The organism is Exiguobacterium sp. s132 (assembly GCF_018617235.1).
GTDB classification, from domain to species: Bacteria; Bacillota; Bacilli; order Exiguobacteriales; family Exiguobacteriaceae; genus Exiguobacterium; species Exiguobacterium profundum.
Genome location: NZ_JACSJU010000005.1, coordinates 45,007 through 70,944, shown reverse-complemented (window position 1 = coordinate 70,944; position 25,938 = coordinate 45,007). Strand labels below are relative to the sequence as shown.

At 37.7% G+C, this 25,938-nt stretch carries 24 protein-coding genes, 2 pseudogenes and 1 riboswitch; of the genes and pseudogenes, 8 read left to right on the top strand and 18 right to left on the bottom strand.

Annotated features, from left to right (window positions below):
* Positions 1-791: 791 nt before the first annotated feature.
* The 3 genes from KNO78_RS14520 to KNO78_RS14510 all read left to right on the top strand — a co-directional run bounded on the left by KNO78_RS14520 (position 792) and on the right by KNO78_RS14510 (position 2,814).
* Entirely contained in the window at positions 792-1,424 is a 633-nt protein-coding gene (locus tag KNO78_RS14520) for a hypothetical protein (RefSeq protein WP_214691643.1), read from the top strand.
* Positions 1,425-1,623: 199 nt separating this feature from the next.
* Positions 1,624-2,235, top strand: a complete 612-nt coding sequence (locus KNO78_RS14515) for an Imm64 family immunity protein (protein WP_214691642.1) — start codon at positions 1,624-1,626, stop codon at positions 2,233-2,235.
* Between the two features lie 126 nt (positions 2,236-2,361).
* Positions 2,362-2,814: a hypothetical protein gene (locus tag KNO78_RS14510; RefSeq protein ID WP_251125347.1), complete on the top strand. Its 453-nt coding sequence runs from the start codon at positions 2,362-2,364 to the stop codon at positions 2,812-2,814.
* Positions 2,815-2,832: 18 nt separating this feature from the next.
* On the opposite strand, the gene KNO78_RS14505 is transcribed toward KNO78_RS14510, so the two are convergent.
* The 5 genes from KNO78_RS14505 to KNO78_RS14485 all read right to left on the bottom strand — a co-directional run bounded on the left by KNO78_RS14505 (position 2,833) and on the right by KNO78_RS14485 (position 7,149).
* Complete coding sequence (locus tag KNO78_RS14505; protein ID WP_214691641.1) at positions 2,833-4,185, bottom strand: NtaA/DmoA family FMN-dependent monooxygenase; 1,353 nt, start codon at positions 4,183-4,185, stop codon at positions 2,833-2,835.
* A gap of 61 nt (positions 4,186-4,246) precedes the next feature.
* Positions 4,247-4,999 (bottom strand): 3-oxoacyl-ACP reductase, encoded by a 753-nt coding sequence (locus tag KNO78_RS14500; RefSeq protein ID WP_214691640.1) that lies wholly within the window; start codon positions 4,997-4,999, stop codon positions 4,247-4,249.
* Positions 5,000-5,123: 124 nt separating this feature from the next.
* A riboswitch (TPP riboswitch) is annotated at positions 5,124-5,225 on the bottom strand.
* Between the two features lie 185 nt (positions 5,226-5,410).
* Complete coding sequence (locus KNO78_RS14495) at positions 5,411-5,632, bottom strand: hypothetical protein (protein ID WP_214691639.1); 222 nt, start codon at positions 5,630-5,632, stop codon at positions 5,411-5,413.
* 180 nt (positions 5,633-5,812) lie between these two features.
* Positions 5,813-6,826, bottom strand: coding sequence for a methyl-accepting chemotaxis protein (locus KNO78_RS14490; protein WP_214691638.1), 1,014 nt, complete (start codon positions 6,824-6,826; stop codon positions 5,813-5,815).
* Between the two features lie 155 nt (positions 6,827-6,981).
* The gene (locus KNO78_RS14485) at positions 6,982-7,149 is read right to left on the bottom strand and encodes a hypothetical protein (protein ID WP_214691637.1); all 168 of its coding nucleotides are present in this window, start codon (positions 7,147-7,149) and stop codon (positions 6,982-6,984) included.
* Between the two features lie 319 nt (positions 7,150-7,468).
* On the opposite strand from KNO78_RS14485, the gene KNO78_RS14480 reads away from it, so the two are divergent.
* Positions 7,469-8,215 carry a hypothetical protein gene (locus KNO78_RS14480; RefSeq protein WP_214691636.1) on the top strand — a complete coding sequence of 249 codons (747 nt, stop codon included), beginning with the start codon at positions 7,469-7,471 and terminating at the stop codon, positions 8,213-8,215.
* A 153-nt stretch (positions 8,216-8,368) separates the two neighbouring features.
* Positions 8,369-8,875 carry a hypothetical protein gene (locus KNO78_RS14475; protein WP_214691635.1) on the top strand — a complete coding sequence of 169 codons (507 nt, stop codon included), beginning with the start codon at positions 8,369-8,371 and terminating at the stop codon, positions 8,873-8,875.
* Positions 8,876-9,459: 584 nt separating this feature from the next.
* On the opposite strand, the gene KNO78_RS14470 is transcribed toward KNO78_RS14475, so the two are convergent.
* The 9 genes and pseudogenes from KNO78_RS14470 to KNO78_RS14430 all read right to left on the bottom strand — a co-directional run.
* A complete protein-coding gene (locus tag KNO78_RS14470; RefSeq protein WP_214691634.1) occupies positions 9,460-9,810 on the bottom strand; it encodes a hypothetical protein in 351 nt (116 codons plus the stop codon).
* Between the two features lie 31 nt (positions 9,811-9,841).
* Positions 9,842-10,399, bottom strand: a complete 558-nt coding sequence (locus KNO78_RS14465) for a DUF6036 family nucleotidyltransferase (protein ID WP_214691633.1) — start codon at positions 10,397-10,399, stop codon at positions 9,842-9,844.
* Between the two features lie 62 nt (positions 10,400-10,461).
* Positions 10,462-11,265 (bottom strand): hypothetical protein, encoded by an 804-nt coding sequence (locus KNO78_RS14460; protein WP_214691632.1) that lies wholly within the window; start codon positions 11,263-11,265, stop codon positions 10,462-10,464.
* Positions 11,262-12,038: a ParA family protein gene (locus tag KNO78_RS14455; RefSeq protein ID WP_214691631.1), complete on the bottom strand. Its 777-nt coding sequence runs from the start codon at positions 12,036-12,038 to the stop codon at positions 11,262-11,264. The genes KNO78_RS14460 and KNO78_RS14455 overlap by 4 nt, the downstream gene beginning before the upstream one ends.
* Entirely contained in the window at positions 12,035-12,718 is a 684-nt protein-coding gene (locus KNO78_RS14450) for a DUF3102 domain-containing protein (RefSeq protein ID WP_214691630.1), read from the bottom strand. Before KNO78_RS14450 ends, KNO78_RS14455 begins: the two co-directional genes overlap by 4 nt.
* Entirely contained in the window at positions 12,715-13,497 is a 783-nt protein-coding gene (locus tag KNO78_RS14445; RefSeq protein ID WP_214691629.1) for a ParA family protein, read from the bottom strand. The genes KNO78_RS14450 and KNO78_RS14445 overlap by 4 nt, the downstream gene beginning before the upstream one ends.
* Before the next feature lie 229 nt (positions 13,498-13,726).
* Positions 13,727-14,257 (bottom strand): hypothetical protein, encoded by a 531-nt coding sequence (locus KNO78_RS14440; RefSeq protein WP_214691628.1) that lies wholly within the window; start codon positions 14,255-14,257, stop codon positions 13,727-13,729.
* Positions 14,258-14,401: 144 nt separating this feature from the next.
* On the bottom strand, positions 14,402-16,153 hold the full coding sequence (locus tag KNO78_RS14435) for an ABC transporter ATP-binding protein (RefSeq protein WP_214691627.1): 1,752 nt from the start codon (positions 16,151-16,153) through the stop codon (positions 14,402-14,404).
* Positions 16,154-16,208: 55 nt separating this feature from the next.
* A pseudogene (locus KNO78_RS14430) lies at positions 16,209-16,892 on the bottom strand (lanthionine synthetase LanC family protein); the annotation flags it as partial.
* Between the two features lie 119 nt (positions 16,893-17,011).
* Here KNO78_RS14430 and KNO78_RS14425 point away from each other — a divergent pair.
* A pseudogene (locus KNO78_RS14425) lies at positions 17,012-17,778 on the top strand (IS30 family transposase).
* A gap of 14 nt (positions 17,779-17,792) precedes the next feature.
* On the opposite strand, the gene KNO78_RS14420 reads toward KNO78_RS14425, so the two are convergent.
* From KNO78_RS14420 to KNO78_RS14405, 4 genes are all read right to left on the bottom strand, one after another.
* Positions 17,793-18,665, bottom strand: coding sequence for a S8 family peptidase (locus KNO78_RS14420; protein WP_214691626.1), 873 nt, complete (start codon positions 18,663-18,665; stop codon positions 17,793-17,795).
* A gap of 78 nt (positions 18,666-18,743) precedes the next feature.
* Positions 18,744-19,046 carry a hypothetical protein gene (locus KNO78_RS14415; RefSeq protein WP_214691625.1) on the bottom strand — a complete coding sequence of 101 codons (303 nt, stop codon included), beginning with the start codon at positions 19,044-19,046 and terminating at the stop codon, positions 18,744-18,746.
* Positions 19,047-19,689: 643 nt separating this feature from the next.
* Positions 19,690-20,757 carry a hypothetical protein gene (locus KNO78_RS14410; protein WP_214691624.1) on the bottom strand — a complete coding sequence of 356 codons (1,068 nt, stop codon included), beginning with the start codon at positions 20,755-20,757 and terminating at the stop codon, positions 19,690-19,692.
* Positions 20,758-21,611: 854 nt separating this feature from the next.
* The gene (locus KNO78_RS14405) at positions 21,612-23,048 is read right to left on the bottom strand and encodes a hypothetical protein (RefSeq protein WP_214691623.1); all 1,437 of its coding nucleotides are present in this window, start codon (positions 23,046-23,048) and stop codon (positions 21,612-21,614) included.
* 258 nt (positions 23,049-23,306) lie between these two features.
* Here KNO78_RS14405 and KNO78_RS14400 point away from each other — a divergent pair, with 258 nt between their 5' ends.
* Together KNO78_RS14400 and KNO78_RS14395 are read left to right on the top strand one after the other, a co-directional pair.
* On the top strand, positions 23,307-24,815 hold the full coding sequence (locus tag KNO78_RS14400) for an AAA family ATPase (protein ID WP_214691622.1): 1,509 nt from the start codon (positions 23,307-23,309) through the stop codon (positions 24,813-24,815).
* A complete protein-coding gene (locus KNO78_RS14395) occupies positions 24,808-25,821 on the top strand; it encodes a DUF4435 domain-containing protein (RefSeq protein WP_214691621.1) in 1,014 nt (337 codons plus the stop codon). Before KNO78_RS14400 ends, KNO78_RS14395 begins: the two co-directional genes overlap by 8 nt.
* Positions 25,822-25,938 lie beyond the last annotated feature (117 nt).

Sequence of the window (25,938 nt, the reverse complement as noted above, 5' to 3'; positions counted from 1 at the left end):
TATTTTCTCGAGTCAGTCCTTCAAACTCAGTGACAATGAGGTTGTATTAAATTCACTTGGTTACCGTGATTTTTTGATTCAATACCAAAACATAAAAGGATTAATATAGAATATTATAGTTTCTATTGTAAAAAATGAATACATCTATAGCAGGATTGCCCTCATGAATGAGGTTATGGTTATCTTAATTGTATAAGAATACCTTGTATTCCTAAATTTTTATTTTTATGAGAGGATAATTCTATATGTTGGATGTTCTAGATTCTTTGAATTTTTTGATTTACGTCTTTCTATTTCTCAGTTTAAGTAACCTCGTATACCTGGCCTTTTTGGGTTCAAAAATCCCCAGCTCGTATTGGACCTTATTTAATTCTTTTATCGTTTTGATTGGGTCCCTCGTCTTGTTATTCAATACGGGAATCTTGGTGGATGAGATAGGAAGCGAAGGAAGCCAACTGGCATCCTACTCGACGTTGTGCATGATCGGCGCATTCATGATCTCGATTCCTTTTGCGTTTAAAAATAAAAAGAAGGGCGACTGATCAGTAAATACACTCAACCAGAAATCAATCTGATATGACATTCGAGCACGAAATAAATCAAGAGAAAGGTGAAGAATGAATGTGAACTTACGTAGTCAATTTTGAGATTCAAATGTCCTCACATGATGGACCAAACAACGGTGCCGGACGAGTAATTGGGGGCAGAGTTTTGTGCATCTAGTCCCTCTCGAACTGTTCAAGGTATATAAAACTCGGTCACTTCTCATCGATTTTACAGTATAGGAGGCAATGAATCTGAATATTTACAACATTAAAACCCTGGTCGTCAAGTATCGAGCTAGGGATTCCAAACAGGAAATCTCTTTGATAGAGTTACTTCATGACAATGAAATGGAGCTACTAACCTTTTTAGAGGACGTAGAGATGTCCGGTGAAGTCATTTACTATGTCAAATACTCAGACGGTGAAGAACAAGTCGTGACTCATGACAAGTCCGAACCTGATTTAAGCGAAGGTACATTCAGGTTGTTCGATTTCGTTCAACGTTGGCTGACCATATACGAATGGCGAGACGCCAAAGAGTTTGAAACAAGACGAGAATTCCTCAAGTTCGACTCCCTCTATGAGGGACTCAGGTTTTTGGCTGGCCCAGAAAAATGGTCCTATTATGCTAATCTTTCTGTTAAGGAGCTTGAAGAACGGCTGGGTCCAGATTCGCAAGGATTGGACGAGCATGAGGTTTCAGATGAGCGCATAGGAATGCATCTAACAATTGAGAAAGAAACCTTATTCAAAGAAGAATACAATTCAAGAGCAGGAATCAAACGTGGTCATTACTATGATCCGTATTTGGAGAGATGGATCAACATCCCACAGTCATACCGTGCTTTGAGACCTTTGATTCTCAGAACCATGTATTAACCTAATGCCCTGAAAATAAAAAGGTCCATGTGAGCCTATCTATTTTCCAAGTCACATGAAAAAATGAGGTCACAAGCGATGATTGATATGCTCTCAACCGATAGTGCTATTATAGTAATCAAAACGACATATCACAGACTGTATGACAAGTACTATGATGAATGGAATGGCTCGAAACCGAAGATAGGGGTTGAACTTGATGTTTAGATCTGGCGGCTATATCAACATCGCATTAGTGTTTTCAGATAATGATGCCATTATTCCTAATCTATGTAGTTATTTAAGCTCGATTATTGCACAAGGTAGTCGCTTGATGAAAGTAAGGTATAGCCTAGACACTGACGGAGAACACTGGGTCGAAGAAGACATCGTCGACGATGAAATTGACCTGAATGTATTCTCAAATTTCTATCCGTCCCTAACGCTTTCTGGGGATGCATTCGATGTGAGAAGCAATGATGTTCACTTAACCCCTGTCATCGTGAATCATTTTCATGGAATTCTTATAGATATTCGGTGGGATGACATTGTCCCACGTTCCGGGTCTATTGATGAGTTAAACGTTCAGACAGATAGAATCATTCGGTGTTTAGCGCGTTCCTACTTTTCAACTCCTTATTCTTACGCTGTGGTAGGACATGAACTCGATGTTGAAATCGCACCGGAAGACTTTGAATTGAAAACCGGCAGATCAGGTGTTTTCCCATTAGCCTTGAGGGGGGACAAGTCTGTATTACATGTTTATCGAGGTTCTTTTCATCTCGATGGATTGACCCCACAAACGATGCGACAAGAAATCATTCACTCATGACGAATCGTTTGTATCAGAGAACTCTTGTCTCTTGATTCAACGATTTATATTGGCTCTTCTCTGAGAGGAGGAATAGCCAATCCTAATGCTACGTCACACAATATTGAAATGGAAGGAGGCTATGGGATGGACAGTCGATTGGAGGAATTAATCCTATCCATGCAGGTCGGTGAAGTGAAAAAACTATACGATGACGTCGGATATGAGGCATTCAGTCACGAGCTTTTGTCGATAGCATTTTCAAATGAGAGTTTGACCAACTATGTAGTTCTGGTGCATCTGCTTCATGAAGACGAATCTCCCGAGCTACATGATTTGGCTTTTCAGGTTCTCACTCACCCTCTATGCCACATCGAGGGCGCCTATGCCTCTTCATTGATGCATGCTAAAAAGTCCTTAGATGTGAATCACTCCATCGATGTAAGCAGTTTAGAAAACCTGCTGTTCTTGAACACCGTTCCTGAAAAAATCGTCAGTGACCGAGATGCCGTTCAAATAGCCAAGAGAATTCAAACTCTCGAACCTGATAATGAGGTCGCTTCGTTAGTGCTTCGCCTCATCGCTCCAGAGGAAGATTGATACGGCATAGTCCACAAGTCACTCTTCCTCGTAGTTACCCCGTTGAGGAGATCGATCACGCGAACCCGGAGGTACCAGATCAAGGTGTTCACGTAAAGTGGCCCCCTCGTAACCCTTTCGGAAGATCCCTCTTTTTTGCAGCTCAGGGATTATCAATTCCACGAAATCTTTTAGCCCTGATGGCAGAGTCGGTGGCATAAGGTTAAACCCATCTGCAAGCCCCAGATTGAACCATCGCTCCATCTCGTCTACAATCTCTTCGGGTGTCCCGATTAGAGTGAGGTGTCCTCCCCCAGCACTGATATAACCTAGGAGTTCTCTGAGTGTAGGTTCTTTGTCATGTACGATTTCCAATATGGTTTTATAACGACCGACAGGACCGGTAAATGAATCGATTGGTGGTAACGAAGGTACCCTCTCATCAAGTTCCCACTTCGAGCAATCTTCACCTATAAAATAACTCAGTTGCTTGATCGCGTTCTCTAGAGGTAGCCTTTTATCTAACTCAAGCTTTTTTGAATAGGCTTCTTCTTTTGTTCGTCCGATATATGTAACAAGGCCCGGAAATATCTTGACGTGGCGAATAGTTTTGTTCTGTTTTATGAGGTGTTGTTCTAAACGATTCCGATATTCCATCGCCTGCTTCAAGTTCCAAGAAACTGAATACACTGCATCTGCATATTTTGCAGCCAGTTCAATCCCTTGATCCGAGGCCCCCGCTTGCATGGCAACAGGCTTTCCTTGCGGGCTACTTGGTGTAGTGGAGGGACCTTTGACTTTAAAGTACGTCCCGACATGATCTATCGGTTCAATATTCTGTTCATTAATGAGATGGTTGGCCAATCGATTCGGGGAGAAATCGCCTCGATTCCACGAGAGAAACAATTTATCCATCACTTCCGCAAACTCATCAGCTTTCTGATAGCGCCTCTCCCTAGAAGGAAGATGATCCATTCCATGATTCTCAGCCTCCCAGTCGGACATCGACGTCACTAAATTCCACCCTACACGTCCTTTCGAGATATGGTCCAGGCTAAATAACTGTCTCGATGCCGTAAATGGATTAGAGAAAGTGCTTGAAATGGTGGAAACCAAACCGATTCGGTTCGTGACTTGTGAGATAGCCGTTAAATTTATCATCGGATCAAACCAAAATGCCGGTATTTCGGTCGAGGTGGTTGCAGGAAATGATTGATTGTCTGCAAAGAAAACCGCATCCAAAAATCCAGACTCTGCAATCCTGGCCAGTTCTTGATAATATGTGACGTTGCCGATCAACTCTATCGAAGATTCAGGCATCATCCAAGCGGCTTGGTGATGTCCACATCCATAGAGTAGCACTCCTAAATTTAATTGTTTAGCAGGTTTCAAATAAGGTACTCCGTTTCTATGAGAATTCTTACACTTTCGATATCCTGTTTAGAATTATTCTTTAGTTCATGGTCAATCCACCGTCCACTACCAAGTTCTGGCCAGTGATACCTGATGCTTCTTCAGATGACAGATACGAGACAAGTTGAGCAACCTCTTCGGGAGTCGTGACCTGCCTCAGGGGCGTAGTCCGGGCAATCAAATCGAAGACTTCGGGACTTGTCACTGAACTCGCATCAGTCATCTTTAACAACCCTCCAGATACAACATTGGCCCTTATCCCAAACTTTCCAAGCTCCGCGGCAAGATTGCGCGTAAATCCGATCAATCCCGCTTTCGCCGTCGTGTATTCATGGTAAGGCACTACAGGGTTTTGGAATAGGTTTGTCCCGATGTTGATGATACTCCCCTCAGATCTTTCAATAAATTGAGGGAGTACACTCTGGGAAACATTGAACGCTGCCTTGATTGTTCCGTCCAGTTGCTTCTGATAGTCGTCCCAAGAGAGGTGTTCGAATGCCTTCTGTGCCATCGGGTCAAACTTAAAATCTACTAACGCGTTGTTTACAACCACATCTACGTGACCATAGTGTTCCGTTGCTTTCTTAATTAATAAATCGACATCTTCTCGTCTCGTCACATCACCATAGATAGCTATTGCATGTTCTTCCCCTAACATTTGAACCAACTCATTTGCGGCTCTTCTACTTTTATAGTAGTTGATGACCACTTTGAATCCTTTCTCTACCAATACTCTAGCGATTGTGGCGCCTAATCCTCTGCTACTACCTGTTACAAGTACAACTTTACTCATCATTGTGATCTCCTTTTTGTCTAGATGATTGTATTGTCTATAAAAAAACACAACTTCTCGCGTGAGAGAAGTTGTGTACAAGCAAAAGATACATGGCAAAAAGGAAATGAATCCATTTGCGGATGCAGTCATGTTCACACTTCCCTACGCTAGTACTATCTAGTTCAGGTTCGAAGGGTTCGAGTTTTAACTCGTCTCAGTTCAATGAACACCCCTAGTGATGCTATTCAGTTCTAGCTCAATGTATAGCAAGAGGAAAAAAATGTCAAGGTGGTTGAATGGTAATCTCTCCTCCTAGTTCAACAAAAGGCAGCTGATATAGAAAAATCGCAACCATCTGCAAATATAGGTCAGAGTTATTCGTGACAAAATTAAGGATGTAATCTGTTCGATTGTTGTACGATTCGACGATTACAGTCTGAAATTTCGACTTCTTCCCTTCAAATTCTCTGCGGTCTCAGCTAACTCTTTTACGAAATGATTCATCGTCTCGCTCGTTACAGACAACTGTTCAGTAGCAGCGGCGACCTCCTCATTTCCTGCAGTGCTCTCCTCAGAAATTGATGCGATATCTGAAAGAGCTTTCTGAATGACTTGCTGGTTAGACTTCACACGGTCGAATCTTGTTTGCATCGAATGACTTAACGTCCTCATTTTTTCAACACTCGTTTCCATCTCTTCAAAAGATGTCTTGGTCAGTTCGAGCGTTCGTTTCCCGTCTTCAGTTGACTTTCTGCTTTCTGTGAATACGGCGTCCAGTTCTACTGAATTTCGTTTAACGTTAGTTGCGATTTCTGAGATCTCGCTCACAGACTAAGAAACGTCATCCGAAAGAGTCCTTATCTCGGCAGCGACGACTGCGAATCCTCTTCCTTGATCACCAGCTCGTGCTGCCTCGATCGCAGCATTGAGTGCAAGTAAGTTCGTCTGTTCTGAAATTTGACGGATCAACGTTACGAGCTGCGTTACTTCATCCGCTTGTTTCTCAAAATCTTTTACTTGTACTTGTGACTGTTGAATTTGGCTATATATACGAGACATTTGCTCGACCGCCTCCTCCATGAGACGCTGACCCGAGACGGTCGCGTTCCCAACAAAATCCGCCTGATGGCTCACTTCATCACCTTCTTTGGCCGCCGAGCTGACTAAGGTAGAGAATTCATTCATGTGTTCATGGAGTCTCATCGTCAACGTACTTTGATTCTCAACCCCACTTTCGATTTCCTCCATCGTATAGGCAATTTGGCGAGAGGCTTCGTGCACTTCTACAGATATAGCAGCAACATTCCCACTCTCTTCACTGACGGTCTGAGAGGAGTGTTGGATGCTTGCCACGAGTTCCTTTAACATCTTCGTCATCTTCGTCATCGAACTGGTCAATCGCATAATTTCATCATCGTTCTTCAAAGAGAGTTTACTGATCACGATTTCCGCCTCACCTAGATCTCCGTTTGACACATGGTTCGCTACTTCCTCTAACACGCCCATAGGTTTAAACTTCCAATCTAGGTAACCCCAAATAAAGGTGACTGCTAATACCATGAGAACCATTAAGCCGACGAGTATTTGAGGCGCCATCTCCTTCAGTACCCCGCTCGAGATGTAACTCACCTTCGAAGCGTCTTTGTCCAACCCAAGCACACCGATCACTTCTCCGTTGTGTTCGATCGGCACCAACACCGAAACATAATCCCCAAACTCATCATCATGAATCACATCCGTGGCGATTTCTTTACCATTGTATGCAGCTCGTACATTTTTTATCGAAGTCGAGGACAACTTCTCCCCAATCGGAGAGACCACACCCGCCTCTGCCCCATCAATCATGATACGTGCCTCTTCGCCCTCTATCGCCACTATATAGGCATACATGGCTCCGATTTGCTCTCGGTAAGTGTTCAGCTCTTCCCTGTATTTCTTGTACTCCTCATTCTCGCTTGGATGGCGGCAAAGTCCTCATAAGTTGCGGTATCCATGCTTTCTCAGTATGGTGTAGCATCATCTATCATCATTGATTGGATCGTATTCAAAACGGTGTTCTTAGATCCAACATATTGAAAAACTCCAAACAAGACAATAAATAGTAAAATAAATCCAAGCATTACTTTTAATACACTTGCTTTCAACGTGCCGCGCTTCTTTTTTCTCATTCCCGAAAACCTCCTCTTTCCAATTTAACTATCGAACGATTAGTCAAAGGATTGAGCGTTCTTTTTTGAGAACTCAAAAGTGAGTGTATCGGAATATATAGAATATTATCCGATTCGAAGCTAACGATAGGTCTGGATGTTTGCTTTTAGATTTTTTAATTTGATGATACGAGAGTTGTATACATTCGACATCGAAATATACACAACCCTTGATCATTTCGCGTACCTTGTTTTTGAATCAAAAGTACGGGAAAATAATACAAGACTAGATTCCTGTCTGTAGATTATGTATACACTAAAATGTAAAGTGGTGACATTGATGCAATCAAGCGAAACAAAAGTAAAATCATTTCGTGTCTCTGAAGAAGTGACCGAACATATTCAACGTCTAATGCAAGAACGACAACTAACGACGAATCAATTGTTTGAAGAATTCATTCAATTGGCTGATAAACAATCACCAGACCCATTAATCGATGAAGAAAATAGTGTACTTGAAACTACACTTCATCAGATCGCTTCACTCTTTCAAGAACGAGCGCTTCGCTTAGAGAAGCAACAAAAAGAAACTCAACGCATGACAATTCAATATACTGAAACAATACGTGAACTTGAAGACAGTGTTGTGAAGGAAAGTGAAGAACTTCATCGAGAATATGAAGCTAAAGTCATGCAACATCAGGAAGAACTAGAACAACTTCAACAGCAATTGGACCAACTACATACAGATAAACAAAACTTACTAAACGCACTGGAGTTGGAGAAACAATCAGCGAAAGAAGAGTTGAAGGTTCATAAAAAGACGATCTTTGATTTGGAAGGGACTATTCGAAAGTTAGAAGAGAGTCAAAAACAATTAAATCGTCAAAACCAGAGTTTAATGGATGCAGTGGATGAATTAAAAAGCAAATCCCGTCGAAGTGATCAACTCGAAGAAGAGAATCAAAAACTTCACTTAGAAGTGCAACTTCTTCGACGCGAGAAGGAGACGCTTGAGAAATCGATAAGTGAGCAGATAGAGTTAGCTGTTCTAAGGGAACGAAACAAATCATTGGATAAGTCCTAAAAATTAGTAACGCACTTTATTTTTTTGCTTTAAAGAGTTATTCATTTTCAATAAACAAATAACCTGTATGAAGCAATTGGAGTTTAATCTACAAACATTCGCTCCAACATCAATAACTTATGCTAAATGAAAATAATAAAGAGGAATCATTATATGCATTATATTACTAATGTTGAAATTTTATTTGAATCCAATTCTTCGGGAGAACCCTTCCCACTCCATGAATTAGCAGAAAAGCAATCAACACAATTGGTAGAGATACTTGAAGATTCTGATGTAACAGGCAATCTACATTACATTATTACTTACAATGGTGGTCATCAAAAAAAAATTATTCTTCCAAAAAATAAACCTAGCAATGATTGGGGCTTTGAAATCGAAGCATTCCTCTACAGGTGGAAACTTCTTTATGAACTTCACTCACGCAGATATATTGTATACGATGAAAATAACCAACCAACCACAACAAGTAAATTAAGTGAGTCAGAATATCAAAATCTACTAAAAGATTTTGATATATATTTCGATTTCGATTCTAATTTCAGACAAAACTTGTTGCAAACCAATACTTATTTTGATCCCTTTTTAGATGAGAAAGTCCTTGTGAAAGAATCACTTACAGCTTTTAAGAGGATTATCTTCGAATTAGATTTAGTGTGATTAAGTGAGGAGAGTAGTTATTTTTAGCTATCATAAATCGAAAACTAAACCGAGACTACATAGTCTTACGTATTCATTCTTCCCGACCGAAGGATGAAATACATTTGGAATAGGGATATGTCTTTGATAATTTCATTTACACATGTAAGGACAAAGGTACATGGTTTGTCTTTATTCTTATTTTACTTATCCTACTAGTTTCTCTACATTATATCTACAAAAGGCTTCGGGATATTATAAACTACTCAAAACGTGAATTGAGACTTGAGTTATGTAAAATTCTTGAGGAGATGCACTTAAATCTACTCATTCAAGAAAATAGTCGTGAAGCACCTTCAACACGATCACTGAAGTTATTGAAGAAAGCAAGACGCTATCGTCACTTTTGAACTATCATAACTCCATTAATACTCAAATTTTAGTGTCCCGTTCCATAGTAACTGCTTTCAACCACTTTCTCCTTGTTGCATGTACATGAATACCAAATATCTATGTGATTATCCCTGATATAGCCCATAGAAAAAGGAGTACGATTCATTTCTTTATGAAATGAGCCGTACTCCTTTTCTTAATTCAACTTCATTTTATGATCTCACACGTAAACCGCGCGCCTTGAATCGATTACGCTTTTCTTCCAACCTTACTTTCATATCGATAGAGAACGCACTTTCAGGATTAGTATAGGCTCGGCGTGCAGCCATGCTGAGCATTTTAGCCACATCCTCTACCCGGTCCTCTGATAACTCTTTAGCCAAAGAGCCGACAAAGTTGCGTGCCTCCACTCGATTACAAAGCGATTCGGGGACCTTAACATCATGACTCAGAACAAGCGCCAGTTGAGCTGTCTCTTGACGATAACTTGTCCCACCAAATTGCATACGATCTTGTTCACGCAATAGTTCTTGATAAAGTCGCTCATGTTTCCTCTTTGTCATCGGTCACCCTCCTCTTCGTTTATTTTCTTTATTATATACCCTTTTCCTGAAAAATTCGACTTAAGTCATGTACATTACAAAACGGGTCGTTCCAGGTCATGTTTGACTTGTACTCCTCTACAAGCTCGAGGAGTTTGTTTTTATCGCAGAGCTTCAACAAATTGGTGTTCTCGAGATCTTCCAGGTCCTTCTGACGAGAAGAAAAGATTTTCGTACACGCCAACAGTTCAATGTCTGGGATATACACATCAATTGCTTCAAATAACCCTTCAATCTTATGTCGAAATTCTTCTTCCTGAAAATCTTCACGTGGAGGGAATTGAATCACACCCTCGACAATTTCAATTTCATATTCTTGAAGTGCATCTTTCAATTCAGTTGTCACGACACCCTCTGTTACTCGAATATCTATATCTCGAGTTGGTCGATACTCCATTTCCTTACTCATCATTTCAATGAAGAGAAGGATACCTGAAGCACCTACTACAACAAATTCGACGTTAATATTTTTCGCGGCACAAAACGTATCAAGGACGAGCAGGGTGTCGATGATATCCTCAACATCTTTGTACTGATTGGAATAAGACATGATTGCCCCCGATTCACAAAACCTTACGTAAGCCCCGTCAACATATCGGGTCTACGTCTTGCTTATTTTGTATTCAAATAGGCATTGAGAGCCCGACGAATAATTTCATCTTCAGACACATGCTCTTTTTTAGCAGCTTGTGTTAATCCGACATACAATGGATCTGTTAAATCTGAAAAACGAATTTGTACCTTCATAGGTTTTACAGTAGAAGAATTAGCTTCAATGACACGCTGCTCTTGACGCTCGATCAACATACGCTTCACTTCACGCAACTCTTCACGTGTCATCTCATAAACTGTTTTATCCCCATTTGCTGTGTAGTATTTCTTATCATCTAGTAATGCGAGCTTTGGGTCTTCCGGCCATGATAGGAGTTCCGCTAACTTAGTCGCACTAAAATCTTGTTCAATCGTTTTTTGTAAAATGTTTGGACCAAACGTATTCCAAAACGAGACAAATCGATTCACTTGAGAATGAGACATCCCAATCTTCGCTAAGAAATCTGTCCAATTCCCTTCTTCTTGTTTAAATTCCTTTTTTGTTTCCGGATTCCGGAACAAACTATTTGCATGCGCAAGAATACGACACTTTTCGACAAAACTCGTCGCCTGAATCGCATCAATGTGATTATAGTATTGAACAATGCCTTCCATGTCTTCGGGCAATTTTTTTGTAATAATACGAGAAAGTCCGGTTGCTGGTAAGGATTGATACGGATTCGTGATGGTCGTCGTTGCAGAAAATTCTTTGACCGCTTCCACTTGATCCGTACGATCTTCACTAGATTGTGTACTTTGTTTCACCGGTAAATTGGCACTGAATGTCGAAATTTTTGGTGTATGTTTTTTACGAGGGCGACTCATAAAGAAAGTACCTCCTGGGCAAGTTGTAAATAAGCATCCGTTGCGGGACTTTTATGATCGATCACAGGTCTAGATTCCCGTTGTAGGGTTTGTACCTTAACGGCATACGGGATTGTTGTAAGGACGGGAATCCCGACTTCTTTCCCGAGTTCCTCAAGTTCCTCTACCGTCGTCGTATCCCCTTTAGAGCGTGCGCTGACCATTGTCGGAATAAAGGCTGCGATATGAATATCTTCCCGAAATCGTTTCATTTCTTCTAACTCTTCAGGAGCCGAGTATACCGCGTCCATCGAAAACTTTTGCATCTGTACAGGCATGATAATTCGATCTTGTGCGACAAGGGCGCAACGCGCATAGGGATTCAACGCTGACGTCGAACCTGGACAATCGATTAAACAAATATCAAATAGTTCATCTAGTTTGGCCAATTCTTCACTGAGTCGATACTCATAACCAATTTGACTCGTTAAATCACTCGGTGAAGCAGACCGTCTTGTTGGAACTAAGTAAATCGTTCCAGTCTCATATTCACAAGTAACGATGACTTGTTCAATCGGTGTATAAAACGGATCGTTGTCTTCGAGTAGACAATCCAATAGTACCTTCCCTTCATAGTCGTTCGTCAGACCTAAGCCATTCGTTGAAGACGCCTGATCATCGGCATCAATCACGAGTACACGTAAGCCGTCCCGTGCGTAGGCATGAGCTAAATTGATGGTCGTCGTTGATTTTCCAACTCCACCTTTACGATTGTACAATGCGATTTTCTTCATGACTGTTCTCCTTGTTCATCTGTGGCTTCAATTATATTGTCTGATACAGTTCGCTCAATCATTTCAGCTAGTAACTCACTGACACTACGATTATGTGCATGGGCATACTGTTGAAATTGTTCCGAAAGATTGCTTGGAATACGCGCGGACAAGATCGAAGATGACTTTTTCTCTTGCTGAAAAGGTTTCACTTTAAGAGGTGTATGAGTGTTCTCTTTTCGAAGATCACGAATCTGTTTGACCGTGAGCTCTTCGACCTGTCTCCTTTCACCATTAATATATAACCCTTGCTCGACGACCTCGTCGACATTATCGAGATACATGAGTTCAAAAATTTTGGATGCCGGTAGACTTGTTAGCGATGATTCGAGCGGATGCAGGGTCTCATAGGCTTTTATATATCGTGAGGCAAGTGAAGCGGACATAGAGACCGCTTCTAAAAACATCCCCCACTCTTTTTTGTCATGCATCTCAGAACGGGCAATCACTAGACGTTTCCCAATCTCAAATACGGAAATGGTTTGTACTTTGGCAAGTTCATTGATTTCATGGACGAGGTCCTCAACTTCCTTTGAAATCGGCAGCTTTTGAACCAGTGAACTGATATTCGTTAAACCACTTTGATAAGGGTGCTGCTCACTCGGTTTGATTTTATGAATGTTACGATTTCTGGCTTTCATACAGAATCACCTCTGGATGTTCGAATCTTTTGTGCCAACTCTCGAAACGGTTCCGATAACTGTTTTGATTCTTTGGAGCGGTATTGAATGACACTTTTTCCACTATCCGCTGCTTTTTCAATAAATGTCGATCGTTTGATGACAGGTAAAATAGGCAACGATTCAGCCAATGCAATTTGTTCCATCGCTTCGAAATATTCTTTGTCGGCTTTTAACATATGATCCATCGCCACAGGTAAGACCCCGGCAATCTCTAAATCGGGATTATAGAACTTTTTCACCTTTTGTACGGTGCGAATGGTACTTCCTAGCTGATCAAAGACAAGCTTTTTCGGCATAAACGGAATAATGGTCGTATTGGCAGTCGACAAGACGACTTTTGAGAGTTCGTTAATCGAAGGAACTGAATCTAAGATGACCCAATCAAATTCATCTTCAAGCGGTGCAATCATATCCTTTAAAAGGAAGAGCTTATCTTGCTCAGAAAGTAAATTGATCAATCTTGCATTTCGTTCATTTGAAGGAAGAAGACTGACATGATACGTTTCGTCATCAAACAAAATATCTTTGATATCCAAATTTCGTGTATGTACATCAAACATGGTCATATATTTGATCGTATCGGATTCTTTTAACATTAGTTTGCTAAGAGAACCTTGAGGATCTAAGTCGATGAGAAGAACACGTTCCCCTAACTCTCCTAATGCATAGGCCATGTTCAAGGAACAGGTGGTTTTTCCAGATCCACCTTTCGAAATGTAGAACGTTAATATGTTCATGCCCTCTCCCCTTTCTACAAATAATGATGGCACAGCATCCATTAAAATTCAATGTTTTATCTAGATGATAGTGTATTTTATAGAAAATAACTTGTATACAAACGGAGTGATGATTGTATACTACTTTTTAAGTTGTATACATTTCGATGTCGAAATGTATACAACTCTTCTGTAAACAAAAAAGATGTATCTGCTAGTGAGACACATCTTGCCTTATACCTAAATGATATTAAACCATTTGGGCTTTCAATTTATTAATACGATTCAGCTCAAAGGAGTCTAATTCTCCAATCGCTTTATAAAGAAAAGTAAAATAATCTTCAGCCGCGTCAAGAAGTATAGAAATAAAGTGTTGTTCTTCGATTCTCATCTTATTATCATCTACCGAAAACAAAAGCAATTGAGCATCAAGTTTTGACATTTCTATTGTGATCGGTTGATTTGGGAAAGAACATTCTGCTTTCCCAGCATTTTGATAATCTTCAATCAGGTTAATTAGATATGGCCACAAACTACTTATCTCGTCCCAGAAACCATACGGGATAATTACTTTCCAACCAATTTTAATAAAAATGACACCATCTACATAAAAAAGATCTTTCTCATCATTGAACTTTTTAATAGATTTTAAGAGGTTCTCTGCGTCTTCCCGATTGCCTTGAATCGATATATAGTACTCATCTGGATTGAGTGCGAGATTCCCTAGATCTTCAACATCTCTTTTCAAAAGAAGACTCTCGATGTGTAATATTTCTTTCAAACCATCACCTTATCCCTCAAGACTAAGTTAGAACACATATTTTTCAGTAGCAAAAAGTATTTATTGCAAAAACGAACTGGAATCTTAGAAAAGTCCAGTTCATTAAGACAATAATTCACGAAAAATTTAAGTATTCATTAAATATCAAATAAAAGATTTGGCACTTTCGTCATTAAAAGTCTGTGTTTCGACATACAAAGCATATTTTTTGTGATGTTGCATTAACTCTCTATGTGTTCCAAGCCCTGTAACTTCACCATTATCTAAGAATACAATTTGATTTGCGTTTTTTATTGTAGATAGTCGGTGAGCAATTACAATAGTCGTTCGATCTTCCATCAATTTGTTTAATGCATCTTGAACAAGAAGTTCGCTTTCACTATCTAAACTCGATGTTGCCTCATCTAGCAATAGGATTTTAGGGTCTCTTATAAACGCTCGGGCAATAGCTAGTCTTTGTTTTTGTCCACCAGATAACTTAACTCCTCTTTCACCAATATTAGTACTGTATTTGAAAGATAGATTATTTATAAACGTATGACAATTTGCAAGTTTTGAATAATGAATTATCTTTTCAAAACTAGGAGGAGACTTCAAACCATACGTAATGTTATGTTGGATACTTCCATTCATCATAGAACTGTCTTGCATAACATAACCGATCTTGCTTCTCCATTCTCCTAGAGAATAATTATAGACTGATTCATTACCAAATTTAATATCTCCATTACAAGGATCGTACATTCTTTCGATTATATAAAACAGTGTTGATTTCCCTGAACCTGAAGGACCGACAATAGCAGTAGTTTGATTATGTGGAATTTTTAAGTTAATATTACTCAACACCATTTTTTCATCTGAGTAACCAAAGCTTAAATCCGAAATAATCAAATTACTTTTAACATTATCTAAAGCTTTTTCTACCTTTGGAATTTCATCATTTTCTTCCTTAGGTAAGGTGTAGATTTCATATAGTCGTTCTGTCGAACCCGAAGTTTTTTTATAGTCTGTATAAAAAGAAGAGATTGAAGCCATGGGAACTATTGATTGAATTAAGTAAAAGATAATCGCAATAAAAGATCCTGTAGAAATCTCTCCATTGGATACTCTTAATGCTCCATATCCTATAATAATTAACAACATAAGTATCATTGTACTCGAGACAATTGGTGAAACTATCGCTTGTACTTTTGCCTCTTTTAAATTGAGTTTAAATAAGTCTTGTAACTTACTTTTCCCTTGATTGAACTCAATATCTTCAGCATTATGACTTTTGACCAATCTAATCTCTGAAAGTACCCTATTCAATATTCCTGTAAAGTTTGCCATTTCATCTTGCAACTTTATTGAAATTTTGTAAGTGATATTTCCTATGGGCAAAATCACAAATAGTGTGACAGGAATTACTGTAAACATAGCTAGTGTAAGTTTCCAATCTAGAATAAATAACATTACGATTGAACCTGTAATAACTATGATTTGAGAAAAAATATTCGGTATTTTTTCAGAAACGAAACTGTTCATAGTTTCAATGTCATCTGTCAATCTGCTCATAATATTTCCTGTATCATTATTATCAAAGTAGTTAATTTTCAATTTAAGAACACTTTCCCACATTGCTACTCTTATATAGTAAATAGCATTGGCTCCTATGTAGCTGAGGAGATAATACACTATTCCAGATATTATTAAGTTCGCTACGAAAAAACCTAATAATAAGTAAATCATGTCCCAATTTATATCATTTGAATTAAATGAATCAACAACTTTTTTTGTCATAAAGGGAACCGTCAGGCTAAGTAGCGACGAGAATATTGATAAAGTCACACTCACAATTATCATTTTTTTTGGCCATCTAACTAGTTTCAATAATTCTAACAAGTGATTTTTTTTCATTCCAGACTCCTTTTTTAATGCATTTTAAAGAAGTAAAAGTTTTAACATTCAAATTTCAGACTATAAATATATTTTGTAAATAAGATGTGTTTTCATTTGATTGATTTAATAAGACTAAATATACTCCTGAAGTCCCAGTTAAAATACCTGTCTTATTAAATTGAAATTCTTCGTTATTATATCTTTCAATATCTTTAAAACCGAAACGATTATTTGGGTTGTAATGTGTATTAATTTTGTTGATTAGTTTCTCTTCAATTTCATTAAAGATAGGATCTTGTGATTTTTTTTTCATTTCTGTGATTATATAGAGAACTCCGGAAATGCCATGACAAAATGTCGGAGAAGTTAAATCAATTTTTTTGAGCATCTCTGTATACTTGTAAAATTGATCCATTGCATAATTTTTAAATTCTTCATTCCCCATAAGGTCGCCAGCAGACCATATTGCGTTTACAATCATTAGGTCTCCGTAACACCACGTAAAATTAATTGAATCCTTGGCTATACTATTTGAAAAGTTAATATAGTTTTCAAGAGGCATCTTTTTATCCCAGTAGACATAATCTCCTTCACGATAACTATAGTTTATTAACCATTGAGTTAATTTGAATATAGTTTCATAGGTCAATGTAATTATTTCGGGATTATGCTTTGTAATTAAAATTAATGAGTTTAAAACTCCTGTGATTCCATGGGAATGTCCTAGATTGAAATTACCATTGGGATATGCGTTTTTTTCATCCGATGAATTATAAAATTAAGTGCAATACCTGAACGTGAACGCAAAAAAAGCCCACAGCGATGGCCTCGTTTAGAATGAAGTTACGACACAAACATTCAGACGGAGGAATCGCTATGAGCTACACCCATCTTACCACAACGGAGCGCGTGAAAATAGAGACCTATCTGGAGCTCGGGATGTCCATCCGGTCCATCGCGAGACGGATCGGGCGACAGCCCTCGACCGCCTCTACGCAGGAAAAATTGCCTTCTCCACCATCTACCGATGGGTCTATGCGGGACAGATCGACGTGCCCGTGACCGTGCTCCGCCAGAAGGGGAAACGCCAAAAGCCGGTCGAAACGCGCGGTCGCATCAACGTCGGTCTCCCCATCTCGAAACGGCCGCCAGAGGTCAGGGATCGCCGGACGTTCGGGCACTGGGAGCTCGACACCGTCGTCTCCGGACGAGGGAAGTCGAAGGCGTGCGTCGCGACGTCCGTCGAGCGGAAGAGCCGGTTCTATCTCGCCCTGCCGATCGCGGACCGCACCGCGGCCTCGATGGACGCGGCGATCCATGCGGTGCACGGCGCCTTCCCGGAAGGCACGTTCGAGACGGCGACGACGGACTGGGGCAAAGAGTTCAGCGGTCACGAGCGCATCCAGGCGTCGCTCGGCGTGCCGATGTATTTCGCCGACCCGTATTCATCGTGGCAACGGGGGAGCAACGAGAACGCCAACGGGCTCCTCCGCGAGTTCTTCCCGAAAGGAACGGATTTCGCGGAGGTCACGCATGACGAACTCAAGGACGCGCTGGCCAAAATCAACGGGCGACCGAGGAAGTGCCTGGACTGGAAAACCGCACACGAGGCCTTCACCGAGGAAGTGTCGCGCTTAATTTGACAAACCGTCTTAATTTAAATACTTTTCAAAGAATTGTAAACATTTATTTCTCCGTATCCAAAATTGCTTGTTTTTCTTTTCTGAGGGACTTCTGTTTTTAAAATTTCAATTATTGTATTGATTTCTGGCTTATATTTATATAAATCAAGGTAATGAGAAATAATTAACCCAATCGCTCCCGAAACATGTGCTGCCGCCAGACTAGTACCATAATTTATTACATAACCGTCTTTGTAACCTAAGTTTTTCTGTAATGATTTCATTGTGTTCACTTTAATAGGAAAAGTAGTTAGTATGACATTCGAAGAATCGATATTTTCTTCAAATCCTTTCCCACATGGCGCAGCAAAATCTACTTCACCATAATTTGAGTAACCTGCTAAATCACCATTAATATCCGTTGCAGATATTTTTAGTACGTTTTCATGTTGTTTTGAAACAGGGATGTGGGGTAATAAGTTTTTTTCTAAGTTTATCGAATGGTTACCGGCAGACGTGACTACAATTATATTATTCTCTTTAGCCTCATTAATTAAATCATTCATAATTTTGAGTACGTGATCATTTTCTTTTAAATTCAAATATGCAGTCATACTTAAGTTGATAACATCTACATTCATGTTTATTGCGTATTTAAAAGCGCGCAACATGCAATGAATTTTAAAACTTTTTGTATTAGTAATCTTACAAATAAGAAGAGATACGTTAGGTGCAAGGCCAATATTATATTTACTTCCAGCAATTACACCCGCCACCATAGTCCTATGACCCTCCATATCGTCTATTTCTGAGTTAATTGCTTCAAAATTATAAGAATTAGACATATCAATAAATTTGAAAGCTTCGTGAGAAACCTCTATCCCACTATCAATAATAGCAATTTTCACTCTTCTATCACCTTTGGAAATATCGTAGCTTTTTCCACTATTAGTGATTCTTTTTTATGTTCCACGGTATTGAAAAACTCATAAGGACTCTTCTAATTGATTTTTCTGCGCTATTTTATTTTCAATATATAAATAATTCATAATCTCATTATACAGTTCTTTCTTTTGTTCATCCGTTTTAATATTTCCTTCAAGAACCATTTTTGAAAGTGATTTATCTTCTTCAAAAAAAAGTTGGTGAGAATTATAAATATCTAGTAAATCAGGATGGTTTTTTGAGATTTTTTCTACTTTCACGTTGATTTTTCTTTGTGGCGTTCCATACCCAAGACAAGTGTACGCTGATACGATAATATCTATCAACAGATCAAAAATAATCATAAAATATCCCCCATTAATTTATTTATCCATTAATGGAATTTTAATACTAAAATATGATGAAAACAATTCATTTATACCCTTTATATAGTTTTTTTTCTATTACTTACCTATTGAGTGGTTACAAGTCAATAAACAGTATCAAACTTAGTTAAAACCTGATTTAAGTATGTTAATGTATCTTTTATAAGTTTTGGATAAATCATATTCTTACACCAGTATATTTATAAACAGAAAAAGACTAAACCACATTCTTATGAGTTAAAAAGATTAAATAGAATGAATAAGAATTAAAGAAAGATTAGAAGAATTAGAAAAAATATAAGTCCGAAAATCCTTTTGACACCAACGTTTTCGAGAGATAAAGAAGATTGTAAATATGTCAGATATAGTTTCTTTTATTCAGAGGGACTTTTTTTTTTTCATTTCGTTTTTGATAAATCATATCTATAAGCTAATTTTATTCTGTATAAATTTGAAATAAAAGAAATTGTATTTGATTTTTTTCCTGAGATGTAAAATATAAAAATGACCTTATGAAACAAGGGTCATATACGATGTCTTTTGATGGAATGAATCAAAAGACGGATATAGATTCTGGATGTTTTCATACAATTTTTCAAAATGAGGCATGCCAAAAAGACCATCATGCGATCGTCAATTTTTCCACTTTATGTTTTAGTTGTTGATGAAGGTAAAGAATTGGCTCATTGAAGAAGAGTTGATGCTCACTTGAATGAATTAAGTCTTCACGATGGTGAAGAAACGCTTGTTTCAAGTCAGCCAAGACTTCACGGAACGCTAATGCACCGAACGTATCACTCATAGAGTAGAGAGATTCCCGGCTTACTTTCAGTACATCGAAATCGAAGAACTCACCAACGCGCTTGCGCAACTCGAACCAAGCAATTTGAGCGTCTGAACGCTCCTCTTCTCGGATGACTTTACTGTCTTGAGACTTATCTAACGTCAATTCAACAAGGACTGGACGCGTAATATCTTGAACGCGTTTTTTAAGCGTGAGATTTTGCTTCACTACATTTAAGAAATGACGGCTGTCTTCTACAAGGGAGACTTGAAGGAACTTCAAACGATCCATCATCTTTTGAATGGCAAGTTTGTGGCCACAGTATTTAGGCAAGAAGCCTTTAATCTCGTCATAGGTAAGGATGGCTTGGTCATGTGATTGAACATGGATATCTTTTTCTACTTGTACGAGTGTACGTAACGCAAGACGCAAGGCATTCACGTTATCAAGCGTGAGAAGTTCGGAAAGAAGGTCATGCCAAATAGACGTGTACCCGGTCTTCGAAACGACAGAGGGTCCGTCAACAAAAAGGTCACGATAATTCTCAAGATAATCGGTTAGTTCAATCGAGAGCACTCCAGGGAAGTGCCGGACAAGCCGCAACAAGCCATGGCTCTCAAATGTTTTTAAGTTATTATGTAATGAACGGACAGACGTATGAGCGGAATAAGCTAGCTCTGTATCTTCCATAAACTCAATCTTGCCTTGATCATCTGCATAAGAAAGAAGTGTGAGGACATGGCGAATCCGTGACTTTGTCCACTTAAAAGAAGTGAAGCATGTAGGGATGTTATAGTGATGCTGTTCATAGCGATAGTGATCAGCGCGTTTCGTCCAACGAGTCAAGCCACTCATCGCGACGAGTAGTTTGTTTGCAACTAAAATGTGACGGTTTCTGTAAATCATGTACCCTACACCTCCTCTATCCTAGAATATGCTAGTTTCAGTATCTTGTTCTTTCGAGATAGTGTCAAAGTGCGGGTTTGGTACGATGAATCGCGACTAAATTTGATGAAACGTTGATATTAAGCCATTTTAGAGCTATAAAAATGTGTCATTTCAGTACGATGGTTTGCGACCAAATTAAGAGGAATTGCTTAAGAAAGCCATCTGAGAGTGATTCAGAGTAGAAATTTCATACGAAAAGTATTCAAAATGTCGTTTCAGTACGACGGTTTGCGACCACTTTAATAAAAGTGTCGTTTCAGTACGACGATTCACGACCAAAACAATCGAAAATGCGGTTTCAGTACGATGGTTTGCGACCATTTTTAAGTGACAGACACTTAATTTTTTTTCGATTTTTCATCAAAAAGTTGAGAATTGTCGTTTCAGTACGACAAATTGCGACAAAAACTAAGTAAATGTCGCTTCGGTACGATGATCTGCGACCAAATTAAGAGCCATGTCATTTTAGTACGGCAATTTGCGACCAAATTCAATTTAAATGTCGTTTCAGTACGAACTTTTACGACTCATTTCACATTAAAGTGAACGATTTTGTAAAAATGTTCTTTCTAAAGTACTCATAAGTGTCATTTCAGTACGAAGAGTTCATTTATCTGGGTAACAAAAATGATTTGATCACATCACTTAATTCTAGTTTGAAAGGATGGCGCTGATAGTTATACGCTGGCGTTCACCTATATTTATTCATCAATCCACCTAAAAAGCGTTCCATGTGAAACATAGACTAAAGAGCAAACATAAAAAAAGAAGAAGCCCTCAATATAGTAGGCTTCTTCTATGTTTTGTTTCTATTAAAGCAGCAATGTATCAGGATGGTTTAATAGCTCCCATGATTCGAGCGGGTAAAACGTGAAGAAGTAGTAGTCGCCCGAACGATGCCAATCTTTCAAAATAAATTCATGTTCCTTGATACGATCAAGATTTGCCTCAAGTTCCCGCAAGTTCTCTGACTTTCGTGATTTATTGAAGCGAATCGAATAAGTAAATTGACGCCAATGCCGACGAACCGGACTTTGTTCCCCTGTCTGAAGCGACGCAATGCGTTCTTTTTGAAGGACGAACGCCAAATGATACGCAAAGCTCCCTTTCAACTGTTCAATCTGTTCACCGTAGATACTGACGATTTGCTGCTTGAGTAGATCATCATACACTTCTTCAGCTACTGTGACGATGACCTGACTATCCGCAAGGGTTGTGGCGTTTTTGATGGTAACGGAAGAGAAGAGGCCACGGATAAAGAAATCGCCTTCTTCATTGTGCCCAGCTACTCGATAATAACCAAGTTTCATAAGGCGTTTTGTTGTTAAGTCATAGCTCTTCCCGCTCTTGTTGGCATAGAGTTTTTCCACTAATTGAACGAGTGGAAAGATAATCTTGCGACTCGTTTGAAATGAGATATCCCGGTATGACAAGATCTCGGTGAAGGCTTCGAAGTCTTTCGCGTCTAAATCAGGCACTTTACCGTTTAACTCTTGAATAAACTCTTTACTAACCAAAACAGAAAGGTTCTGTGGGACGCCATCTTTATATTTCGGAACGACCGAGTCGTAGTTTAAAAGCTCGAGGTTGAGCTGTGACGCGTCATTGAGCTTCTCATCAAGTTGTTCAGTCTTATTTTTGATGCGATCAGACATCCCGAAGAACGGAATATCAACAGCAAGTGTTGGTGAATGATGTGCTACGCGCTTAGTTGAATCAATTTCCTTTGCAACTTCCCCTAATATCATGAGCACATCTGTTTTTAACGTCGTAGTTTTTTGATTGACGGTTTTTTGAGACCAGTACGGATATGTGTGGATTAGTTGGTTTGGGTCTTCTGCCCACTCTTCAATCTCGGTGATACAGAGATTCATGTAATCTTCAATTGTTTTCACGTGAAACTCTTTGTAAAGTCCTTCAAAACCTGCAACTTTTACATAAGCTGAGATCATGTCGTGTTTGGCTCGAAGTTCTTTGTTATAACCACGATTTTCTTGATAATTTCGCACAGCTGTTTTTACCCAGCGTCGTTTTAGTTTCATAAAAGAGTAATAACGAATCTTCTTATAGGCGCTTTCGATATTTTCAAGCGCATAGTGCTCCTGATAAAGCGTTGCGACAAATTCATGAATATCGAAAATGGATACACTATGGAGGATCTCCTCCATACCATGCTGTTTTATCGTATTGACCGCTTGAGAAATAATGAGTTGTTGCGAGCGGCTGTTGGAGGATGAATGATTCTCCATGTTAATCACCTCTTCTTCACCTAATATAGCATATATTATATAAGACAGAGTTAAAATATTATTTCAAATACCGTAAAAGTATGCGCCGGCGCATACTTTTACGGTATTTGATAGATTTTTTAAAAGCAAAGTAGAAAAGATAAGGTGATAAAAAGTAACTTATTCATTTATTTCCAACAGAATGATGTTACTCTAAAATAAATAATTATCAATCAAGTTATTACTTACTACTTATAAAATTGTTTCAGGAGGAATAAAATGAATTATAGAGATTTGAAAAGCCGACTAATGCTCAGTGAAGAAGAATTTGAATTGTTTAGATTAAAATTTAATTTAGATAAAGATGAAGAAATAGATGCAGAATTAGTGAATTATATTGAAGATGTAATTACAAGAAAAAGAAAGTATAAAAATGAAAGCTCATTGATGGGGATTAGAATAGAAGGTCTATTCAACAAATTTAATTATGATATTAATTTTAATAATGTATTTAATATATTTGTAGCTGAAAATGGACATGGAAAAACTACAATTATTAAAATTTTAGTAGCCGCTTTAAAAAATGACCGTAAATCTTTACAAAACTTACCTTTTAGCAAAGTACATCTGACTTTTAGCAACGGTGAAGTAACAACTTTATCTAAGCATGATTACATAAATAAATTTAAGGAGTACAAAAATGTTCATTTTGATTCTTCAAATGATAAGAAGGATGATGAGTACTTAAAAAAATGGCTAGATTATTATTTAAAATTAAACAATAAAAAAAATATTGAACATAAAAGTACTTTTACTATTCAATCCAGAAATTCAAATAATGAAAATTCAAACAAAACAATAATATTTAAGAATGGTATGGGAAAAGATATAAATAGAAGTGTTTTTAATGGGCATACTCTTTTAAAAGAAGAAGTTAAATATCTTCCTACTTTTAGAAGAGTCGAGGCGGAATTAAGCGATTTATTACAAAATGAGACTGAATTCGAAAGTAATTTTAATAAATCAGAGTTAAAGTTTGGATTAAAAGATGTAGAATCGAGAATATTAGAAATCACTTCTCGATTAACGACGGAAGCATTTGAAACTCATTCAAAGATAAATGGCGAAATTTTGGGAGATTTATTGAGTGATAGTTCATTGACCATAAATAGTGAGCAAAGAAAAGAGATAACTATTGAAAAAATAAATATAATTACTGGAAGAATAGGGGAAAGTAATATCAAAGAGTACAAAAAGCTCACTGATTTTATCCTGAACTTAAACAATGATCATTATCAACATCAAAACAGAGATTTCTTAGAGTATTACTTATATCAATTAATTAAAATACATAATGGCCAAAGAGAAATTGATAATAAAATTAAAGCTTTTAGAGATGTATGTAATAAATATTTAATCAATAAAAGAATATTTTTTGATGAGATTATACCCTCACTTGTGATAGTGGACAGAGATGATGAAAAAGTGATCTCATTTTCCGAACTATCTTCGGGAGAAAAACAAATCCTTTCAATTTTTTCTGAGTTATACCTTGAGGAAAAAAGAAACTTAATATACATAATTGACGAACCAGAATTGTCGCTTTCAATTGCATGGCAGAAAGAAATATTGATGGATATATATTCTTCTGGAAGCGTAGCACTGCTAATAGCTACTACACATTCTCCTTTTATATTCAAAAATGATTTAGAATCTTATGCTAATGATTTAAATTCTTATAAGTCAAAATATGATAGTGGAAATGATGAGATAAGTATATATGAGTGAAACAAATGAGTTAGATTATAAAGGAAATATGGTAGAAGAAACGAAGCACGAAACAGTGATATATCATGAGTTACTACAAACAATAACTTTTCATAACTTAGAAATTGAAAGTAGTCTGTTTAGTTTTCATGAAGGTTTGGACGATTTGGAATACTATCCACATCGAATAAGAACATGGCTTCAGAGTCAAAGTATTGACAAAAAAGTTATTCCATTCCAATGTGGGGGACGGAAAACAGTAAAAAAGATTTACTTTAAGTTAGCTTTGGAAGATTCAAAACTAATTAATTCTTCATTATTTTTTATTGATAGAGACTTTAACTTTAATGAAGAAAAAATTAAAAAAATGTACGTAACACCAGGTTACTCTATTGAAAATTTATATGCAGATGTACAAGTTTTAAATAGCTTCCTAGAGGAACATGCAAAAATCTCAAATAATTCAATTGGGAACAATTTTGAAGAGTATAAAATTATCGAGAAATTTTATGAAGATAATCTTATGAAATCGCTCGAGGAACTAATTTTATTAAACGCTTGGTACAGTCTACAAATGAATAAGAAAAAAGAATTAGAGGCAATAAAGGAAAAAATAATTCCTGACTTAAAAAAAATTAAAAAAAGATCTCAAGTTCTCAACAAATTAAATGAATATGGAATTCCAGAAATCACAATTGAATTCCTTGAACATTATACAATTAATCCAGCTTCGTTTACAGAAACAGAATTTGAAGCAGAATGTAATAGAATTAAAGAGAACATATTATTCAATACTAGAGGTAAATATGTAGAGGAAATAATCTCAGACATCTACAAAGAAATATCAAAAGAAATGTGTAGCCCAAGCAAATTAAACATTTCGATCAGGCCAATAACCAATCAGATAAGTGTAAATAGTATCAAGAGATTACTAAGTCATCATGCTATAACTCCGAATTGTTTGTTTCAATATCTACAAGAAAATGTTTATAAGGGTTCTCCTGGTGTATTAAGACAAACTGAATAGATTGTTAACAGATGAGAAATAGTTCAATTGTTCTAAAAATGAAATAAAGCTGTTTTTAAGAATCTATACTAGTATTTTCGGTGTGAATTGAAGGTAAGAATAGAAATATATAATTAC

Bases quoted from the DNA above. Each gene is read 5' to 3' on its own strand.
- KNO78_RS14455 (WP_214691631.1), bottom strand. From the start codon at position 12,038: ATGAAGAAAATCGCATTGTACAATCGTAAAGGTGGAGTTGGAAAATCA.
- KNO78_RS14450 (WP_214691630.1), bottom strand. From the start codon at position 12,718: ATGAAAGCCAGAAATCGTAACATTCATAAAATCAAACCGAGTGAGCAG.
- KNO78_RS14395 (WP_214691621.1), top strand. From the start codon at position 24,808: ATGAGTGAAACAAATGAGTTAGATTATAAAGGAAATATGGTAGAAGAA.
- KNO78_RS14475 (WP_214691635.1), top strand. From the start codon at position 8,369: ATGCATTATATTACTAATGTTGAAATTTTATTTGAATCCAATTCTTCG.
- KNO78_RS14460 (WP_214691632.1), bottom strand. From the start codon at position 11,265: ATGAGTCGCCCTCGTAAAAAACATACACCAAAAATTTCGACATTCAGT.
- KNO78_RS14400 (WP_214691622.1), top strand. From the start codon at position 23,307: ATGAATTATAGAGATTTGAAAAGCCGACTAATGCTCAGTGAAGAAGAA.
- KNO78_RS14480 (WP_214691636.1), top strand. From the start codon at position 7,469: ATGCAATCAAGCGAAACAAAAGTAAAATCATTTCGTGTCTCTGAAGAA.
- KNO78_RS14510 (WP_251125347.1), top strand. From the start codon at position 2,362: ATGGACAGTCGATTGGAGGAATTAATCCTATCCATGCAGGTCGGTGAA.
- KNO78_RS14435 (WP_214691627.1), bottom strand. From the start codon at position 16,153: ATGAAAAAAAATCACTTGTTAGAATTATTGAAACTAGTTAGATGGCCA.
- KNO78_RS14465 (WP_214691633.1), bottom strand. From the start codon at position 10,399: ATGTCTTATTCCAATCAGTACAAAGATGTTGAGGATATCATCGACACC.
- KNO78_RS14445 (WP_214691629.1), bottom strand. From the start codon at position 13,497: ATGAACATATTAACGTTCTACATTTCGAAAGGTGGATCTGGAAAAACC.
- KNO78_RS14470 (WP_214691634.1), bottom strand. From the start codon at position 9,810: ATGACAAAGAGGAAACATGAGCGACTTTATCAAGAACTATTGCGTGAA.
- KNO78_RS14520 (WP_214691643.1), top strand. From the start codon at position 792: ATGAATCTGAATATTTACAACATTAAAACCCTGGTCGTCAAGTATCGA.
- KNO78_RS14405 (WP_214691623.1), bottom strand. From the start codon at position 23,048: ATGGAGAATCATTCATCCTCCAACAGCCGCTCGCAACAACTCATTATT.
- KNO78_RS14495 (WP_214691639.1), bottom strand. From the start codon at position 5,632: ATGCAAACAAGATTCGACCGTGTGAAGTCTAACCAGCAAGTCATTCAG.
- KNO78_RS14515 (WP_214691642.1), top strand. From the start codon at position 1,624: ATGTTTAGATCTGGCGGCTATATCAACATCGCATTAGTGTTTTCAGAT.
- KNO78_RS14410 (WP_214691624.1), bottom strand. From the start codon at position 20,757: ATGATTTACAGAAACCGTCACATTTTAGTTGCAAACAAACTACTCGTC.
- KNO78_RS14500 (WP_214691640.1), bottom strand. From the start codon at position 4,999: ATGAGTAAAGTTGTACTTGTAACAGGTAGTAGCAGAGGATTAGGCGCC.
- KNO78_RS14490 (WP_214691638.1), bottom strand. From the start codon at position 6,826: ATGATTGATGGGGCAGAGGCGGGTGTGGTCTCTCCGATTGGGGAGAAG.
- KNO78_RS14415 (WP_214691625.1), bottom strand. From the start codon at position 19,046: ATGATTATTTTTGATCTGTTGATAGATATTATCGTATCAGCGTACACT.
- KNO78_RS14485 (WP_214691637.1), bottom strand. From the start codon at position 7,149: ATGAGAAAAAAGAAGCGCGGCACGTTGAAAGCAAGTGTATTAAAAGTA.